Origin of the sequence: Actinomadura hibisca NBRC 15177 (assembly GCF_001552635.1) — a bacterium.
Classification (GTDB): Bacteria; Actinomycetota; Actinomycetes; order Streptosporangiales; family Streptosporangiaceae; genus Spirillospora; species Spirillospora hibisca.
This window is the reverse complement of record NZ_BCRO01000071.1, coordinates 20,741-36,778: the sequence shown is the minus strand read 5'-3', so window position 1 is coordinate 36,778 and position 16,038 is coordinate 20,741. Positions and strand designations below refer to the sequence as shown.

Genomic DNA, 16,038 nt, shown 5'->3' with positions numbered 1-16,038 from the left:
CACCGACATCAGGAGCGGCTCGGCGGCGCGTCGGCGCGCTCCCCTTCCGTCCGGCTCCTTCGGCCCGGTCACGGGTGGTGCGGGGACTCGTTCGTCCACCCGATGCCGAGGAAGACCTGCTGGCTGAGGACGTCGCCGGGCCGCATCCCGCGCATCCGCCCGCCCGGCCGGACCACGACCCGGTCGTTGGACAGGATGCGGTAGGTGCCCTCCTCCAGCACGAGCCGGTCGTCGAAGACGGTGCCGCTGCCCTCCTGCATGACGCTGCGCGCGGCCAGCGCGATGCCGGGACGGCCCTTGGGGTCGCGCACCTTGCCCAGCACCCGCACGCCCGGCCGCTTGGCCAGGGCGCGGAAGACCGCCGCCCGGACCGTCGGCGGAGCGGCGGTCCGGGTGAGGAGGTCCAGACTGTTCATGAGGTCGCGGCCGGCGTCCTGCGCGCCGCTGGAGGCGGACGTGCCGAAGAGGAGCTTCTCGACCGTCTTCGGGTCGCTGACCAGGCGTTCCACCTCTTCGGGCGAGCGGGTGTCGCACTTGCCCCCGAAGTCGGGACCGTCGACCGGCTTCTTCTCGGCGCAGATCTTCTTCGCCTGCCGGCCCGCCGCGCGCTTCGCGGCGGGGGTGGTGCTCTCGCCGCTCCAGCGGGCGGGCAGCGAGCCCAAGGTCTCACCGGGCTTGGTGCTCAGCGTGGCCCAGTGGTCGTTGGACCAGACCCGGAACGTCTTCGGCGACCCGGCCTTCTTCCAGGCGGCGGCGTCGGCGGGGGTCAGCGGCCGGGCGCCCAGGTCGCGGCCGTAGAGCATGTCGGGGTCGTCCATGGAACGGGCCCGCCACTCGTCCGACTGGACGCTGTAGCCGAGCACGGTGTAGCCGTTCTCGGCCCCGCCGACGCGGTACGCCTGCCCGTCCACCGTCTGCACCCGCCAGTAGCGGCCGGTGGGCTCCTTGGCGGCGTGCTCGGCGGCGGCGAGCAGCACCGAGCGGGCCGACAGTTCGCCTTCCGGCGGGGAGGCGGAGGGGGACGGGCCGGTCCCCCCGCCGCCGAGCGCGGCGACGGCCACGGCGGTGGCGGCTCCGGCGGCCACCAGGCCGGTGAGGCCGGTGAGGCCGAGTCGGAGGCGCGGCCTCACCGGGCGCGGGCCCGTGCGGCGGGAGCGTGGGGCGCGGCCGGCGATGCCGTCCTCCAGGCTTCGGAGGGCGGCCGTCCTGACCGAGGCCGACGGGGGCGGGGGTTCGCGGAGCAGGGCGCGGACCTGGTTCAGCTCGTTCATGCGTGCGACTCCTCGGTGATCATCATGGGGTCGGTCCCGCCCAGCGCGGCCCGCAGCTTCCTTCGGGCCCGGTTCAGCCGGGAGGCCACCGTCCCGTTCTTGAGATCCAGCGCCGCCGCGACCTCGTCGTAGCTGAGGTCGCCCAGCGCGACCAGCAGCAGCACGTCGCGGTCGCCCGGCGACAGCCGGCGCAGCGCCGCCGCCAGTTCCCCGCCGACCCCGGCCGCGCTGACCTGGGCGGCCACCCGGTCCTCGGGGCCGGGTGCCGCGCGGTCGGCGGGGGTGCGGGCCAGCGCCCGCAGGTGGCGGCGCTCGGCGCGGCGGTGCGTGCCGACCAGGTTGGTGGCGATGCCGTACAACCAGGGCCGCACCGCCCCCCGGGCCGGGTCGAAGCGCTCCCGGCGGCGGAAGGCCGCCAGGAACGTGTCGGCGGCGACGTCGTCGGCGGCGTCGGGGCCGAGCCGCCGGGCGACGTAGCGGTGGATCTCGTCGAAGTGGCGGTGGAAGAGCTCGGCGAACGCCTCGGGCTCATGCCGCGACCGCTCGATCACCGCGGCGTCGTCGGGCACGCGGTCGTGGTCCATGTCGGGGGTCCTTCGCTCGGAGGAGACCGTCATACCGTCCTCATCCGCCCGGCCGATTCGCCTTCACGGCGGCGGGTAACGGGAACCGGAATACCCCGCTCATCCGTCCTGTTGTAGAGGACGTCAGCAAAGTTGAGTCGGGTCGGCTCAAGTGATTTGACAGACGGCGCGGCTCCACGGCAGTCTGGGACGCAGCGAGAACTGACCGGCCGCCCCTCGGGGGGACGTGACCGGGGCGAACACGGCAAACGACGGAGGACGAGAGACATGGCACGTGCGGTCGGCATCGACCTCGGGACGACCAACTCGGTCGTCGCGATCCTGGAGGGCGGCGAGCCCACCGTCATCGCCAACGCGGAGGGGTCGCGGACCACGCCGTCCGTCGTCGCCTTCGCCAAGAACGGCGAGGTCCTGGTGGGCGAGGTCGCCAAGCGCCAGGCGGTGACCAACGTGGACCGGACGATCCGCTCGGTCAAGCGCGAGATGGGCACCGACTGGAAGACCACCATCGACGGCAAGGACTTCACCCCGCAGCAGATCAGCGCGTTCGTGCTGCAGAAGCTGAAGCGGGACGCCGAGTCCTACCTGGGCGAGAAGGTCACCGACGCGGTCATCACCGTGCCGGCCTACTTCTCCGACCACCAGCGCCAGGCCACCAAGGAGGCCGGGCAGATCGCGGGCCTGAACGTCCTGCGCATCATCAACGAGCCCACCTCCGCCGCGCTGGCCTACCACCTGGAGAAGGAGAACGAGGCCACCATCCTGGTGTTCGACCTCGGCGGCGGCACCTTCGACGTGTCCCTGCTGGAGGTCGGCGACGGCGTCGTGGAGGTCAAGGCCACCTCCGGCGACAACCACCTGGGCGGCGACGACTGGGACCAGAAGGTCGTCGACTGGCTGGTCGAGAAGTTCAAGAACGCCAACGGCGTCGACCTGTCCAAGGACAAGATGGCGCTGCAGCGGCTGCGCGAGGCCGGCGAGAAGGCCAAGATCGAGCTGTCCGGCTCGTCCGAGACGCAGATCAACCTGCCCTACATCACCGCCTCCGCCGAGGGCCCGCTGCACCTGGACGAGAAGCTCACCCGGGCCGAGTTCCAGCGCATGACCGCCGACCTGCTGGAGCGCACCAAGGCGCCGTTCAACCAGGTCCTCAAGGACGCCGGCATCTCGGTGAAGGGCATCGACCAGGTCGTCATGGTCGGCGGCTCGACCCGCATGCCCGCGGTGTCGGAGCTGGTCAAGGAGCTGACCGGCGGCAAGGAGCCCAACAAGGGCGTCAACCCCGACGAGGTCGTCGCGATCGGCGCCTCGCTCCAGGCGGGCGTGCTGAAGGGCGAGGTCAAGGACGTCCTGCTGCTGGACGTGACGCCGCTGAGCCTGGGCATCGAGACCAAGGGCGGCATCTTCACCAAGATCATCGAGCGCAACACCACGATCCCGACCAAGCGCTCGGAGACCTTCACCACCGCCGACGACAACCAGCCCTCGGTGGAGATCCAGGTCTACCAGGGCGAGCGCGAGATCGCGGCCTACAACAAGAAGCTGGGCACCTTCCAGCTGACCGGCCTGCCCCCGGCGCCGCGCGGCGTGCCGCAGATCGAGGTCACCTTCGACATCGACGCCAACGGCATCGTCAACGTGTCGGCCAAGGACCTCGGCACCGGCAAGGAGCAGTCGATGGTCATCACCGGCGGCTCGGCGCTGCCGAAGGACGACATCGACAAGATGATGCGCGAGGCCGAGCAGTACGCCGAGGAGGACCGCCAGCGCAAGGAGGAGGCGGAGGTCCGCAACCAGGCCGACACCCTCGCCTACTCCACCGAGAAGTTCCTGCGCGAGAACGACGAGAAGGTCCCGGCCGAGCTGAAGACCGAGATCAACGACGCCGTCGCCGAGGTCAAGAAGAACCTTGAGGGCACCGACGTCGAGGCGATCCGGACCAGCGCCGAGAAGCTGGCCCAGGTCAGCCAGAAGATGGGCGCGGCCATGTACGCGCAGAACCCGGAGGCGGGCCCGACCGCCGCCGACGGGGGCACGGGCTCGGCGGCCGGTGACGCGCAGGCGCAGCAGGACGACGAGGTCGTCGACGCCGAGATCGTCGACGACGAGAAGCCGAAGGGTGGGGGTGCCCAGTGAGCGCAGCGAACCAGGAAACACAGCACCCAAGGGCACGTGGCGACGAGCCGCAAGGCGAGGAGGCATCGTGACCTCCCCCAGGGGTGAGGAGCACGACGGCCCGGTGATCCGCGACAAGCGGCGCATCGACCCGAAGACCGGGGAGGTCCGGGAGCCGGCGGAGACGCCGGCCCCCGGGGCCCCGGCCGCGGGTGCGCAGCCCGTCGCGGACGGCGAGGCCGCCGAGCTCAGCAAGCAGCTGGCCGAGCGCACGGCCGACCTGCAGCGGCTCCAGGCCGAGTACGTCAACTACCGCAAGCGGGTCGAGCGCGACAAGAGCGCCGTCCGCGAGAACGCGGTGGGCAGCGTGCTCAACGAGCTGCTGCCGGTCCTGGACGACATCGGCCGGGCCCGCGCGCACGAGGAGCTGACCGGCGGGTTCAAGTCGGTCGCCGAGGCGCTGGAGGGCGCGGTCACCAAGCTGGGCCTGGAGCGGTTCGGGGCGGAGGGCGAGCCCTTCGATCCGACCGTGCACGAGGCGCTCATGCACTCCTACTCGCCGGAGGTCACCGAGACCAGCGTGGTGGGCGTGCTGCAGCCCGGCTACCGCATCGGGGAGCGGATCCTGCGTCCGGCCCGGGTGGCGGTGGCCGATCCCGAACCGGAGACCGGCGACGGCTCCGAGGTCGAATGAGCGAGTCCGGGTGGCCCCGTCCCGTGCGGGGCGGGGCCACCCGGGGCAAGACCGACATGACGCGGTTGTGAGAGCGGAGAGCGGGGCGTTGTGAGCACCAAGGACTACCTGGAGAAGGACTACTACAAGGTCCTGGGTGTCTCGAAGACGGCTTCGCAGGACGAGATCAAGAAGTCCTACCGGAAGCTGGCGCGCAAGTACCACCCGGACACCAACAAGGGCGACTCCGACGCCGAGGAGCGCTTCAAGGAGGTCTCCGAGGCCTACGACGTGCTGTCGGACGACAAGCGCCGCAAGGAGTACGACGCGGTGCGGTCGATGCCCGGCGGCTTCCGCGGCGGCCAGCCCGGCGGCGGTTTCGGGTTCGACCTCGGCGACCTGTTCGGGCAGCAGGGCGGCCAGAGCGGCACCGGCGAGCGCATCGGCGACCTGTTCGGCGGCCTGTTCAACCGGGGCGGCGGCGGTGGAGGCGGCACCCGCACCACCACCGGCGCGCGGCGGGCGCGCCGCGGCGCCGACGTCGAGACCGAGGTGACGCTGTCGTTCGGCCGCGCCCTGGACGGCGTGACCGTGCCGATCAAGCTGACCAGCGAGGCGGCCTGCCCGACCTGCCGCGGCACCGGCGCCAAGACCGGGACCGTGCCGCGCGTCTGCGCCAACTGCGAGGGCACCGGGCAGGAGACCCGCAACCTCGGCAACTTCGGCTTCTCCGAGCCGTGCCACATCTGCCACGGCCGCGGCCTGGTGGTCGACGACCCGTGCCCCACCTGCCACGGCAGCGGCCGCGCGGCCGGGACCCGCACCATCCAGGCCCGCATCCCGGCGGGCGTCGCCGACGGGCAGAAGATCCGGCTCAAGGGCAAGGGCGCGCCCGGCGAGAACGGCGGCCCGTCCGGCGACCTCTACGTCAACATCAAGGTGCTGCCGCACAAGGTGTTCGGGCGCAGCGGCGACAACCTGACCCTGACCGTCCCGGTGACCTTCCCCGAGGCCGCGCTCGGCGCGGAGGTGCGGGTCCCGACCTTCCAGGGGCAGCCCGTCACGCTGCGGCTGCCGGAGGGCACCCCCAACGGGCGGACGTTCCGGGTCAAGGGCCGCGGCGCGACCCGCCGCGACGGCACCAAGGGCGACCTGCTGGTCACGGCGGACGTGCAGGTCCCGCAGAAGCTCGACGACGCCACGCGCCAGGCGCTGGAGGCGCTGCGTTCGGCCGGGGACGGCGACGACCTGCGCCGCGACCTGCTGCAACACGCCCGGGAGGAGTAGGCCATGGACCCGTTCGGCGACGACACACCGGTCTATGTGATCTCGGTGGCCGCGCAACTGTCGGGGCTGCACCCGCAGACGTTGCGCACCTACGACCGGATGGGCCTGGTCTGCCCCGGCCGGACGGCCGGGCGCGGCCGCCGGTACTCGATGCGCGACATCGTGATGCTGCGCGAGATCCAGCGGCTCTCCCAGGAGGAGGGCATCAACCTGGCCGGCATCAAGCACATCCTCGAACTCCAGCGCGACAACATCCGGCTCGCCGAGGAGCTGGCGAAGGCGCACGCCGCGCTGGAGGACCTGAGCAACGAACTCGAATCGACCCGGGCCGTCGCCGCGCGTCTGGCGCAGCAGCGGCGGCGCGGGGACTCCGGTGGCACTCCCGGCTCCGATCTGGTGCCGATCCGCCGCACCAGCGTCGTGGTGTGGCACGAGCGCAACCGGGAGTAGGACCACACCTCACGGGGAGCGAAGAGCGCATATGGACACCAAGCTGACGTTGAAGAGCCGGGAGGCCATGACGGTCGCGATCCGCCGGGCCGCGACCGAGGGCAACCCGCAGATCGAGCCCGCGCACGTGCTCGCCGCGTTGCTGGCGCAGCCGGAGGGCACCACGGCCCCGCTGCTGGAGGCCGTGGGCGCCGACCCGGCGGTGGTGCGGCGGCTCGCCGAGGAGCAGATCTCCCGGTTCCCGAAGGCGAGCGGCTCCACGGTTCCCGAGCCGCGCCTGTCGGGGCAGGTGCAGCGGGTGCTGGGCACGGCCGGGCACCGCGCCGAGGAGTTGCAGGACGAGTACGTCTCCACCGAGCATCTGCTGGTGGGGCTGGCCGCCGACGGCGGCCCGGTCGCCGACCTGCTGAAGGAGCAGGGCGCGACCCCGCAGGCGCTGCTGGACGCGTTCGAGAAGGTGCGCGGGCACCAGAAGGTGACCAGCGAGAACCCCGAGGAGACCTACCAGGCGCTGGAGAAGTACGCCGTCGACCTGACGGCCGCCGCGCGCGAGGGGCGGCTCGACCCGGTGATCGGGCGCGACACCGAGATCCGGCGCGTGGTGCAGGTGTTGTCGCGGCGCACCAAGAACAACCCGGTGCTGATCGGCGAGCCGGGCGTCGGCAAGACGGCCGTCGTCGAGGGGCTGGCGCAGCGCATCGTGGCCGGTGACGTGCCCGAGTCGTTGCGCAACAAGCGGCTGATGTCGCTGGATCTGGGCGCGATGGTGGCCGGGGCGAAGTACCGGGGCGAGTTCGAGGAGCGGCTGAAGGCCGTCCTGAACGAGATCAAGCAGAGCAACGGGCAGATCGTCACCTTCATCGACGAGCTGCACACCGTCGTCGGCGCGGGCGCGGCCGAGGGCGCGATGGACGCCGGGAACATGCTCAAGCCGATGCTGGCGCGCGGCGAGCTGCGGATGATCGGCGCGACCACGCTGGACGAGTACCGCGAGCGCATCGAGAAGGACCCGGCGCTGGAGCGCCGCTTCCAGCAGGTGTTCGTGGGCGAGCCGACCGTCGAGGACACGATCGCGATCCTGCGCGGGCTGAAGGGCCGCTACGAGGCGCACCACAAGGTGCAGATCAACGACTCGGCGCTGGTGGCCGCCGCGACGTTGTCGGACCGCTACATCACCGCCCGGTTCCTGCCCGACAAGGCGATCGACCTGGTGGACGAGTCGGCGTCCCGGCTGCGCATGGAGATCGACTCGCGCCCGGTGGAGATCGACGAGCTCCAGCGCTCGGTGGACCGGCTGAAGATGGAGGAGCTGGCGCTCGCCAAGGAGACCGACGAGGCGTCCAAGCAGCGCCTGGAGCGGCTGCGCCGCGACCTCGCCGACCGTCAGGAGCAACTCGACGGCCTGGTGGCCCGCTGGGAGCGGGAGAAGGCCGGGCTGAACCGCGTCGGCGAGATCAAGGAGCGCATCGACCAGCTGCGCGGCGAGGCCGAGCGGGCCCAGCGCGACGGCGACCTGGAGACGTCGGCGCGGCTGACCTACGGCGAGATCCCGGAGCTGGAGAAGCAGCTCGAACAGGCCTCTGAGCAGGCCGAGAACCGCGACGCGATGGTCAAGGAGGAGGTCGGCCCCGACGACGTCGCCGACGTGGTGGCGTCCTGGACCGGCATCCCGGCGGGGCGGCTGATGGAGGGCGAGACCGCCAAGCTGCTGCGCATGGAGGACGAGCTGGGCCGTCGCCTGATCGGTCAGCAGACCGCCGTGCAGGCGGTGTCGGACGCGGTGCGTCGGGCGCGCGCGGGCGTGGCCGACCCCGACCGTCCGACCGGCTCGTTCCTGTTCCTGGGCCCGACCGGCGTCGGCAAGACCGAGCTGGCGAAGGCCCTCGCGGAGTTCCTGTTCGACGACGAGCGGGCGATCACGCGGATCGACATGAGCGAGTACTCCGAGAAGCACTCGGTGGCCCGCCTGGTCGGCGCGCCTCCCGGCTACGTCGGCTACGAGGAGGGCGGCCAGCTCACTGAAGCGGTGCGGCGGCGCCCGTACTCGGTGGTGCTGCTGGACGAGGTGGAGAAGGCGCACCCGGAGGTCTTCGACGTGCTGCTCCAGGTGCTGGACGACGGCCGCCTGACCGACGGCCAGGGCCGCACGGTCGACTTCCGGAACACGATCCTGATCCTGACCTCGAACCTGGGCTCGCAGTTCCTGGTGGACCCGACGCTGGAGAACGGGGCGAAGCGGGAGGCGGTGATGAACACCGTGCGCACGTCGTTCAAGCCGGAGTTCCTGAACCGCCTGGACGACGTGATCCTGTTCGACGCGCTGTCGACCAACGAACTGACCCGGATCGTGGACCTGCAGGTGGACCGCCTGGCCGACCGCCTGGCGGACCGCCAGCTCACCCTGACCGTGACGCCCGCGGCGCGCGAGTGGCTGGCGCTGACGGGCTACGACCCGCTGTACGGAGCCCGCCCGCTGCGCCGCCTGGTGCAGACGGCGATCGGCGACCAGCTGGCGCGGGAGCTGCTGGCGGGCGAGGTGCGCGACGGCGACGAGGTGGTGGTGGACCTGGACGAGTCGGCCGACAAGCTGACGGTGGGCCCGTCCCAGGGCCTGACTTTGGCGAAGTAACCGCAGAACACAGAAGGGGCGCCCCGTTCGGGGACGCCCCTTCTGCCGTTCGATCCCGTACCACCCTGAACAAGTTTTCGAATTTCCCTGCGAACCCACCGTCACCAAGACTAACTTTGCGTGACATGGTCGGAACAACGCACGAGGCACGACATCGCCTCTTCCAGGCGGACCCGGACCTGGCGTCCAGAACGCTGGGCCGGATCTTCGGACGGAAGCGGCCCGCGGCATGCTCGACCACGCCGATCAACGTGGACGCCACGGAACACCGCCCCCTGGAACGGCGCATGGACACGGTGCTGCTGCTTCAAGAACCGGGACGCAAGCGCATCGTCATCATCGAGTCCCAGACGAAACCGGACGCGAAGAAACGACGCTCGTGGCCCTACTACATCGCCTACCTGCACGAACTGTACGAATGCCCGATCACTCTGATCGTGGTGTGCTCGGACACGGCCACCGCGGCCTGGGCCCGCTCCCCCATCGTGATCAAGGACCCGGACGACGGCGACGAGTACGCCGTGATGACGGTCTACCCGCGCGTGCTGGGCCCCGACAACGTCCCGGTGATCCGGACCCTCGCCGAGGCCGTGGAGGACGTGCCGTTCACCGTGCTGGCGGCCATCACCCATGGTCGCTCCCGGTCGGTGGATGCGATACTGGACGTGGTGGAGCAGGCACTGGACACGATCGACGTCGACTTCGCCGCGGTCCTGGCGGAGCACCTGGAACTCGGACTCACCGGCACCAAGGCACAAACGATCTGGAGGGCGAAGATGTCGGCCCAGACCTACCGCTTCCAATCCGAATACGCCCAGCAACTCCGCGAGGAAGGGCGCGAAGAGGGGCGGCTGGAGGGTGAGGCGCGGAGCGTGCTGCGCGTCCTCGACCGCCGAAGCGTGCGCGTCCCCGACAGCGTCCGCGCCCAGATCCTCAGCTGCGAGGACGAGGAAACGGTACAGAACTGGCTCGACCGCGCGCTGACCGCCAATTCCGTGGAAGACCTCTTCACCACCTAGAACCGAGGCCGGGTTCGGCATCGGCGCGGACTGAAGACAGTCCATGTGTGGGCGTCCGATGCCGTTCCTGCCCAAGCAGGTGATCCTGTCTGCGCGCCCGCCCAGCAGGGACGGGTTGCTCAGGATGTCGCCTAAGGGGTCTGTGTGACGCCGGGCTGGGCGAGGCGGGTGAGCGGGCTCTCCGGCGGCGGCACCGTCGCGGCCACGGTGATGCCGAGCGCGGCGACCGCGACCAGGGCCAGCCGACGCCGCGCCCGTACCCGTCCGGCGGCACTGTCGCGGTTCACATCCGGTCGAGCTGCCATGGTGTTCCCTTTCTCCCCGTCCGGCGCGGCCTTCGCGCCGATACCTCGAATCTAGGAACCGGCGGAGACGATCACCATAGGTCCTCCCACCCGATCGAAGGTAGGGGTAACCCCCCTCCTTCCTGGGTGCCAGCTGAACGTCGGCTCCTGGAAAGCCTCACACAGAAATCGCGGGATCGGCGGGGAAACCGCCGTCCCGCGCCTGGCCTCCGTGGGCGTCGCGTTCGGGAGACCCCCTCTTAAGCGTTCGCTCAACCCGCAGGCTAGCCTTCTTTTAAGCGTTCGCTCAAACAGGAGGCACTGCTATCAGCGAGACCAAGGACAAGCTGCTGGAAGGCGCTTTGGAGACGGTGCGGACGCGCGGGATCGCCGGCGTGTCCGCCCGCACGATCGCCGCGGCGGCGGGCGTGAACCAGGCGCTGATCTTCTACCACTTCGGCACCGTGGACGATCTGCTCGTGGCGGCCCTGGAGCACGGGTCGAGCGACCACGTGGCCCGCCACCGGGACCGGCTGGCGCGGGTCTCCTCGTTGCGCGAACTGGCGGACGTGGGGCAGGTGATCCGCGAGGAGGAGCACAGCGAGGGCAACTTCGCGCTGATAGGCCAGCTGCTCGCGGGAAGCCCGGCCCACCCGAAACTGGCCGCCGCGACGGCCGCCGGTCTGGCGCTGTGGACGACGGAGATCGAAAGCGCCCTGGCGAGGGTGCTGAAAGACACGCCACTGGCGGAGTTCGTGGACGTGGCGGGCCTGGCCCGCGCGGTGGCGGCGTCGTACATCGGGTTGGAGCTGTACGCGGGGGTGGACGAGACCGCGGCGCACCGGGCGATGGACTCGCTGAACGAGCTGGCGGTGCTGGTGTCGGCGCTGGATGACCTGGGCCCGGTGGTCCGGCGGGCGGTACGCGCGAAGCTGCGCAAGAGCACGCGATGAGCGCACCATCGTCGGCCGAGCCTTTGGCGGTTCCGCAGCCGCTGGTCCGCCGCGTGTTGCGCATGGTGATCGTGCTGACGGCTCTGGGGACGTTCACGGTTCCGCTGTACGGACTGACGGCGTATATGGCTGCCAGTGGCGCGGCTGGCGAGATGGGCCCGGCGCTGGTGGGGCTGCCGCTGTTGGCGGTGGTCATCGTCGGCCTGACGGTCTTGGCGGCCGGTGGGGTGCCGCATGTGCCGAAGGGGCCGGTGCGGTGGAGCCTGCTCGTCTACGGGTTGGCCATCGTGGTGTGGCTGTTGTGCTTCCCGTGGCTGGCGGCGTTGGCACCGGGAGTGTGGGGCGGGAGCGGAGGCGTGGTGTCGGCGCTGGTGGCGACGGCTCTGACGCGCTTGCCTCGGGCGGCTCGCATTGCACGAATCACGGTCGGCATGGTGTGCGGCGGGTCGGTTCTTTACGCGGTGACGCTCTGGCTGTAGAGCCCTAGGCAGCTCAAATTCCAGCCACGTCCAGCGGCCGTCCCCTCTCCGTCGCAAACCCTTCCTCGCCCAGCGTCCCCCGAACCGCCCCGCCAACCCGCTCCACATCCCCCCGCTCCGCCACCGGCAGCGGCGCTCCCACCGACGCCCGCAGCGCCTCCGACGTCCCCAGCAGCCGCGCCGCCCTCACCGCGTCGCCCGCCAGCGCTTCCACCCCCGCCAACCCCTCCAGCGCCATCGCCACCGCACGCGGATCGCCGATCCGCCGCGCCGCCGCCAAGCCCTCGTTGTGCCACCGGCGCGCTTCCGCCTCGTCGCCCCGCAGCTCGGCCACGTACCCCAGTTCCGCCGACACCAGCGCCAGCCCCGGCTCGCCGTCCACCCGCCTGATCCAGTCCAGCCACTTCACCAAGTGCGCCTCGGCCCGGTCCAGGTCGCCCCGGCGGCGGGCCGCCAGCGCCAGGCCCACCTCCGCGAAGTGCTCCGCCACCTTGTTCGACTGCCGGATCGCCAGCCGTCGGGCCCGCTCGTGCAGGTCGTCGGCCGTCGCCAGGTCCTTCCTCAGCAGCGCGATCCGGCCCAGGCCCGACAGCGTGAACGACGCCTGGGTGTGCAGGCCCAGTTCCTCGGCCATCCGCAAGCTCTGCTCGTGCAGGCGGGCCGCCTCCTCGTAGTCGCCCGCGATCTCCGACAGGTCCGCCAGCGTCCCCGCCGCGTGCAGGCCGCCCCACCGGTCGCCCAGCTCGCAGAACACCGCGTGGCTCTCGGCCGCGTCGCGCCGGGCCGCCGCCAGGTCCGCGCGCGCCCGGTTGATGGTCGCGCGCACGCTCAGCGCCGCCGCCGTGCCCCAGCGGTCGCCCTGCTCGCGGAAGCCCTCCAGCGCGCGGTCCACCAGGTCGGACGTCACCTTCAGGTCGCCGAAGCCCCGGTTGGCGAAGCCCAGGAACCACTGCGCCCACGCCCGCATCCCCGGGTCGGGCAGCTGCCCGTACACGATGCGCTCGGCGTTGAGGCGTGCCTGCTTGTCGGTTCCGTCGCAGGTCAGCAGCGCGAATCCGGCCTGCCAGATCGTCGCCTCCAGGTGGCCGGGCAGATCCGACGTGGCGGTGGCGAGGACGTGTTCCAGCGCGCGGCGCGCCTCGATCAGCCGTCCCTGCAAGAACCAGTACCAGGACAGCGCGTTCACCAAGCGCAGCGCGTCTGCCGGGTCCGCATGGTCCAAGGCCGTGCGCAGATCCGCCGACTCGACGTCCAGGCGCTCCAGCCACTCCTGCTGGGAGCGGCCGTAAAGGTGGTTCTGCGCCCGTTCCGCTAGCGCCACGTTGTGTTCCACATGGCGGCGGCGAATTTCCTCGGCTTCCCCTGCTTCCTCCAGCCGTTCCAGCGCGTAGGCCCGCACCGAGTCCAGCAGGCGGTAGCGCGGCCCCTCCGCCATCACCACCAGGGAACGGTCCACCAGCCGCGCCAAGGCGTCCAGCACGTCCAGTCCCGGTGCCGCGCAGACGTGTTCGGCGGTCTCCAGCGTGCAGCCGTCCGCGTGCACCGCCAGCCGCCGCAACACCGTCCGCTCCGCGTCGGTGAGCGGCTCCCAGCTCCAGTCGATCATCGCGCGCAGGGTCCGCTGCCGCGCGGGCGCGTCGCGGCGGCCCGACACCAGCACCCCGAACCGGTCGTCCAGCCGCGCCGCCAACTCCTGCACGCCGAGCGCCCGCACCCGCGACGCCGCCAGTTCCAGCGCCAGCGGAACCCCGTCCAGACGACGGCAGATCGACGTGACCGCCCCCGCGTTGTCCGGCCCCACCGCGAAGCCCGGCACAGCAGCGGCCACCCGCGCCGCGAACAGCCGCACCGCGCTGAACCGCTCAATGAACGCCGCCTCCGCCCCGTCCCCCGGCGACTCCAGCGGCGGCACCGGCCACAACGTCTCGCCCGCGATGCCCAGCGGCTCCTGGCTCGTGGCCAGAACCCGCAGGTCCGGGGCGTTGCGGAGCAGGAGCGCCGCCAGGTCCGCCGCCTGCTCGACCACGTGCTCGCAGTTGTCCAGGAGCAGCAACGTCCGCTTGCCGCGCAGCCGGTCGGGCAGCGGCACCTTGTCGTCGTCGCGGGCACCGAGGACGGCCGCGACGACGTCGGCCGCGCCCGACTGCGAATCCCGGTCGAGCCCGGCCAGCTCCACCACCCACACGCCGTCGGGGAAGGCCCCGTCCAGCCCTCGGGCGACCTCCATCGCGAGGCTCGTCTTGCCGACCCCACCGGGGCCGGTGAGGGTGACCAGCCGCGCGTCGCCCAGCAGGCCGCGCACTTCCGACACCGCGTCCGCGCGGCCGATCAGGTCATGCACGGCCGCCGGAAGGTTGCCCGGGGTGCGTTCGGGAGCCGGGGCGAGCGCCGGGTCCTGTTTCAGGATCGCCTCGTACAGAGCCGCCAGCTCGGGAGCGGGGTCCAGTCCCAGTTCGTCGGCCAGGCGTTCGCGCAGGTCCGCGTAGGAGGCCAGGGCGTCGCTCTGGCGTCCGGTCCGGTAGAGGGCGCGCATGTGTACGGCTCGGAGCCGTTCGCGTAGCGGGTGCGCCGAAATCAGGTCGCTGAGCTCCGCCGTCAATGCAGCGTGTTCGCCGAGGTCCAGGCGCGTTTCGGCCTGCTCCTCCAGAGCCGTCAGCCGCTCCTCTTCCAGCCGCGTGATCGCCGAACGGGCGAACTCCGCGTCCGCGAAGTCCGCGTAAGGCGCGCCCCGCCACAACGCCAGCGCCTCGCCCAAGCGGGCGGTCCGTTCCTCGACCGTGCCCGCCGCGCGCGCCTGGGCCGTCAGCCGTTGGAAGTCCGACGCGTCCAAAGCGGCGGCTTCCAGCAGGTAGCCCGGCTGCTGCGACACCACCAGGCCCCGCCCGCCCGGCTCGGCGTCCTCCAGCGCCCGGCGCAGCTGCGACACCCGCGTCTGCAACGTCGCGAGCGGGTTGCGCGGCAGCCGCTCGCCCCACAGATCGTCGATCAGCCGGTCCACCGGGACGGGACGCCCCTCGTGCACCAGCAGGTCGGCCAGCAGCGCCCGCACCTTGACGTCGGGGATCTTCACGGGGCGGCCGTCGTCCGTCCACGCCGCGACCGGCCCCAGCACCCCGAAACGCATGGTGGACAAGGTTAACGGGACCACCTGAAGCCGAGCTGAAGAGATCCCGAAGCGGTGATCGGCACAGTCGGGGACATGACGAACCGCAACCGCGAGATCCGCCTCGCCTCCCGCCCCTCCGGCCCCGCCCGCACCGAGAACTTCGCCCTGGCCGAGACGGAGATCCCCGAGCCGGGCGCAGGCCAGATCCTGGTCCGCAACACCTGGATGTCGGTGGACCCTTTCATGCGCGGCCTGATGGACGCCGAATCCGACTTCTTCCTGCCGCAGTACGAGATCGGCCAGCCCCTCTACGGCGGCGCGGTCGGCGAGGTCGTCGCGTCCCGCGCCGACGGCGTTCCGGTCGGCGCGACGGTGTCCCACTTCCTCGGCTGGCGCGAGTACGCCGTCGTGGACGCCGCCGAGGCCACGGTGATCGACACCGGCCTCGCCCCCGCGAACGCCTACCTCGGCCCGCTCGGCACCACCGGCCTCACCGCCTGGGCCGCGCTCACCGACGTCGCGCCGGTCCGCGAGGGCGACGTGGTGTTCGTGTCGGCCGCCGCCGGGGCGGTCGGCAGCATCGCCGGGCAGATCGCCCGCCGCCTGGGCGCGGCCAAGGTCATCGGGTCGGCGGGCGGGCCGGACAAGGCCAAGCGGCTGGTCCACGACTTCGGCTTCGACGCCGCCCTCGACTACAAGCGCGGCGACCTGGCCGGGCAACTCGCCGCCGCCGCGCCCGACGGCATCGACCTCTACGTCGACAACGTCGGCGGCGACCACCTGGAGGCGGCGATCGACGCCATGCGGACCGGCGGGCGGGCGGCGCTGATCGGCTCGATCAGCGGCTACGAGGCCGACGTGCCGGGCCCGCGCAACCTCGAACGCATCGTCCTGCGGCAGCTCACCCTGCGCGGCGTCCAGGTCTCCGCCTACTTCGACCGGTTCCCCGAGTTCATCGCGCAGGCGGCGGGCTGGCTCGCCGACGGTTCGCTGCGCAGCGCCGAGACGGTCGTCGAGGGGATCGAGCAGGCCCCGGCCGCGTTCCTCGGCGTCCTGAGCGGCGCGAACACCGGCAAGATGCTCGTCCGCCTACCCTGACCAGGGCCGATGCCGTTACAGCCGATCTCGGCTGACGTGGGCTGCGGGGTGTCCGCCGGGTGATGCCCCGCAGCCCGAAGCGCCCAAAAG

The 16,038-nt window shown here is 71.7% G+C and carries 13 protein-coding genes; 9 read left to right on the top strand and 4 right to left on the bottom strand.

The genetic code is table 11. From position 1 onward, the window contains the following. Positions 1-68 precede the first annotated feature (68 nt). Both AH6_RS29280 and AH6_RS29275 read right to left on the bottom strand, forming a co-directional pair. Positions 69-1,271, bottom strand: a complete 1,203-nt coding sequence (locus tag AH6_RS29280) for a CU044_5270 family protein (protein WP_067486261.1) — start codon at positions 1,269-1,271, stop codon at positions 69-71. Further along, positions 1,268-1,855 (bottom strand): RNA polymerase sigma factor, encoded by a 588-nt coding sequence (locus tag AH6_RS29275; protein ID WP_067486259.1) that lies wholly within the window; start codon positions 1,853-1,855, stop codon positions 1,268-1,270. The genes AH6_RS29280 and AH6_RS29275 overlap by 4 nt, the downstream gene beginning before the upstream one ends. 267 nt (positions 1,856-2,122) lie before the next feature. Between AH6_RS29275 and dnaK the strand changes: the two genes are divergently transcribed. The 6 genes from dnaK (at position 2,123) to AH6_RS29245 (ending at position 10,028) form a co-directional block, all read left to right on the top strand. Beyond that, the gene (gene dnaK / locus AH6_RS29270) at positions 2,123-3,991 is read left to right on the top strand and encodes a molecular chaperone DnaK (RefSeq protein WP_067486257.1); all 1,869 of its coding nucleotides are present in this window, start codon (positions 2,123-2,125) and stop codon (positions 3,989-3,991) included. 67 nt (positions 3,992-4,058) lie between these two features. Next, entirely contained in the window at positions 4,059-4,664 is a 606-nt protein-coding gene (gene grpE, locus AH6_RS29265; RefSeq protein WP_067486255.1) for a nucleotide exchange factor GrpE, read from the top strand. A gap of 90 nt (positions 4,665-4,754) precedes the next feature. Then, positions 4,755-5,930 carry a molecular chaperone DnaJ gene (gene dnaJ / locus AH6_RS29260; protein ID WP_067486253.1) on the top strand — a complete coding sequence of 392 codons (1,176 nt, stop codon included), beginning with the start codon at positions 4,755-4,757 and terminating at the stop codon, positions 5,928-5,930. Between the two features lie 3 nt (positions 5,931-5,933). Beyond that, positions 5,934-6,380: a heat shock protein transcriptional repressor HspR gene (locus AH6_RS29255; protein ID WP_067486247.1), complete on the top strand. Its 447-nt coding sequence runs from the start codon at positions 5,934-5,936 to the stop codon at positions 6,378-6,380. Between the two features lie 31 nt (positions 6,381-6,411). Next, positions 6,412-9,009, top strand: a complete 2,598-nt coding sequence (gene clpB / locus AH6_RS29250; protein WP_067486245.1) for an ATP-dependent chaperone ClpB — start codon at positions 6,412-6,414, stop codon at positions 9,007-9,009. Positions 9,010-9,296: 287 nt separating this feature from the next. Further along, positions 9,297-10,028, top strand: coding sequence for a hypothetical protein (locus AH6_RS29245; protein ID WP_157431795.1), 732 nt, complete (start codon positions 9,297-9,299; stop codon positions 10,026-10,028). Between the two features lie 131 nt (positions 10,029-10,159). Here AH6_RS29245 and AH6_RS44215 read toward each other — a convergent pair whose 3' ends face one another. Then, entirely contained in the window at positions 10,160-10,333 is a 174-nt protein-coding gene (locus AH6_RS44215; RefSeq protein WP_157431794.1) for a hypothetical protein, read from the bottom strand. A 305-nt stretch (positions 10,334-10,638) separates the two neighbouring features. On the opposite strand from AH6_RS44215, the gene AH6_RS29240 reads away from it, so the two are divergent. Both AH6_RS29240 and AH6_RS29235 read left to right on the top strand, forming a co-directional pair. Further along, entirely contained in the window at positions 10,639-11,265 is a 627-nt protein-coding gene (locus tag AH6_RS29240) for a TetR/AcrR family transcriptional regulator (protein WP_067486240.1), read from the top strand. Next, entirely contained in the window at positions 11,262-11,744 is a 483-nt protein-coding gene (locus tag AH6_RS29235; RefSeq protein ID WP_157431793.1) for a hypothetical protein, read from the top strand. Before AH6_RS29240 ends, AH6_RS29235 begins: the two co-directional genes overlap by 4 nt. A 13-nt stretch (positions 11,745-11,757) precedes the next feature. On the opposite strand, the gene AH6_RS46785 is transcribed toward AH6_RS29235, so the two are convergent. Next, positions 11,758-14,868 (bottom strand): AfsR/SARP family transcriptional regulator, encoded by a 3,111-nt coding sequence (locus AH6_RS46785; protein WP_067486237.1) that lies wholly within the window; start codon positions 14,866-14,868, stop codon positions 11,758-11,760. 75 nt (positions 14,869-14,943) lie between these two features. Here AH6_RS46785 and AH6_RS29225 point away from each other — a divergent pair, with 75 nt between their 5' ends. Continuing rightward, entirely contained in the window at positions 14,944-15,948 is a 1,005-nt protein-coding gene (locus AH6_RS29225; protein WP_067486235.1) for an NADP-dependent oxidoreductase, read from the top strand. Positions 15,949-16,038: the final 90 nt, after the last annotated feature.

What these genes read in the sequence shown, in the direction of transcription:
- AH6_RS29280 (WP_067486261.1), bottom strand. Translation starts at nt 1,271, where the DNA reads ATGAACGAGCTGAACCAGGTCCGCGCCCTGCTCCGCGAACCCCCGCCC.
- AH6_RS29275 (WP_067486259.1), bottom strand. Translation starts at nt 1,855, where the DNA reads ATGGACCACGACCGCGTGCCCGACGACGCCGCGGTGATCGAGCGGTCG.
- dnaK (WP_067486257.1), top strand. Translation starts at nt 2,123, where the DNA reads ATGGCACGTGCGGTCGGCATCGACCTCGGGACGACCAACTCGGTCGTC.
- AH6_RS29255 (WP_067486247.1), top strand. Translation starts at nt 5,934, where the DNA reads ATGGACCCGTTCGGCGACGACACACCGGTCTATGTGATCTCGGTGGCC.
- clpB (WP_067486245.1), top strand. Translation starts at nt 6,412, where the DNA reads ATGGACACCAAGCTGACGTTGAAGAGCCGGGAGGCCATGACGGTCGCG.
- AH6_RS29245 (WP_157431795.1), top strand. Translation starts at nt 9,297, where the DNA reads ATGGACACGGTGCTGCTGCTTCAAGAACCGGGACGCAAGCGCATCGTC.
- AH6_RS44215 (WP_157431794.1), bottom strand. Translation starts at nt 10,333, where the DNA reads ATGGCAGCTCGACCGGATGTGAACCGCGACAGTGCCGCCGGACGGGTA.
- AH6_RS29235 (WP_157431793.1), top strand. Translation starts at nt 11,262, where the DNA reads ATGAGCGCACCATCGTCGGCCGAGCCTTTGGCGGTTCCGCAGCCGCTG.
- AH6_RS46785 (WP_067486237.1), bottom strand. Translation starts at nt 14,868, where the DNA reads ATGCGTTTCGGGGTGCTGGGGCCGGTCGCGGCGTGGACGGACGACGGC.
- AH6_RS29225 (WP_067486235.1), top strand. Translation starts at nt 14,944, where the DNA reads ATGACGAACCGCAACCGCGAGATCCGCCTCGCCTCCCGCCCCTCCGGC.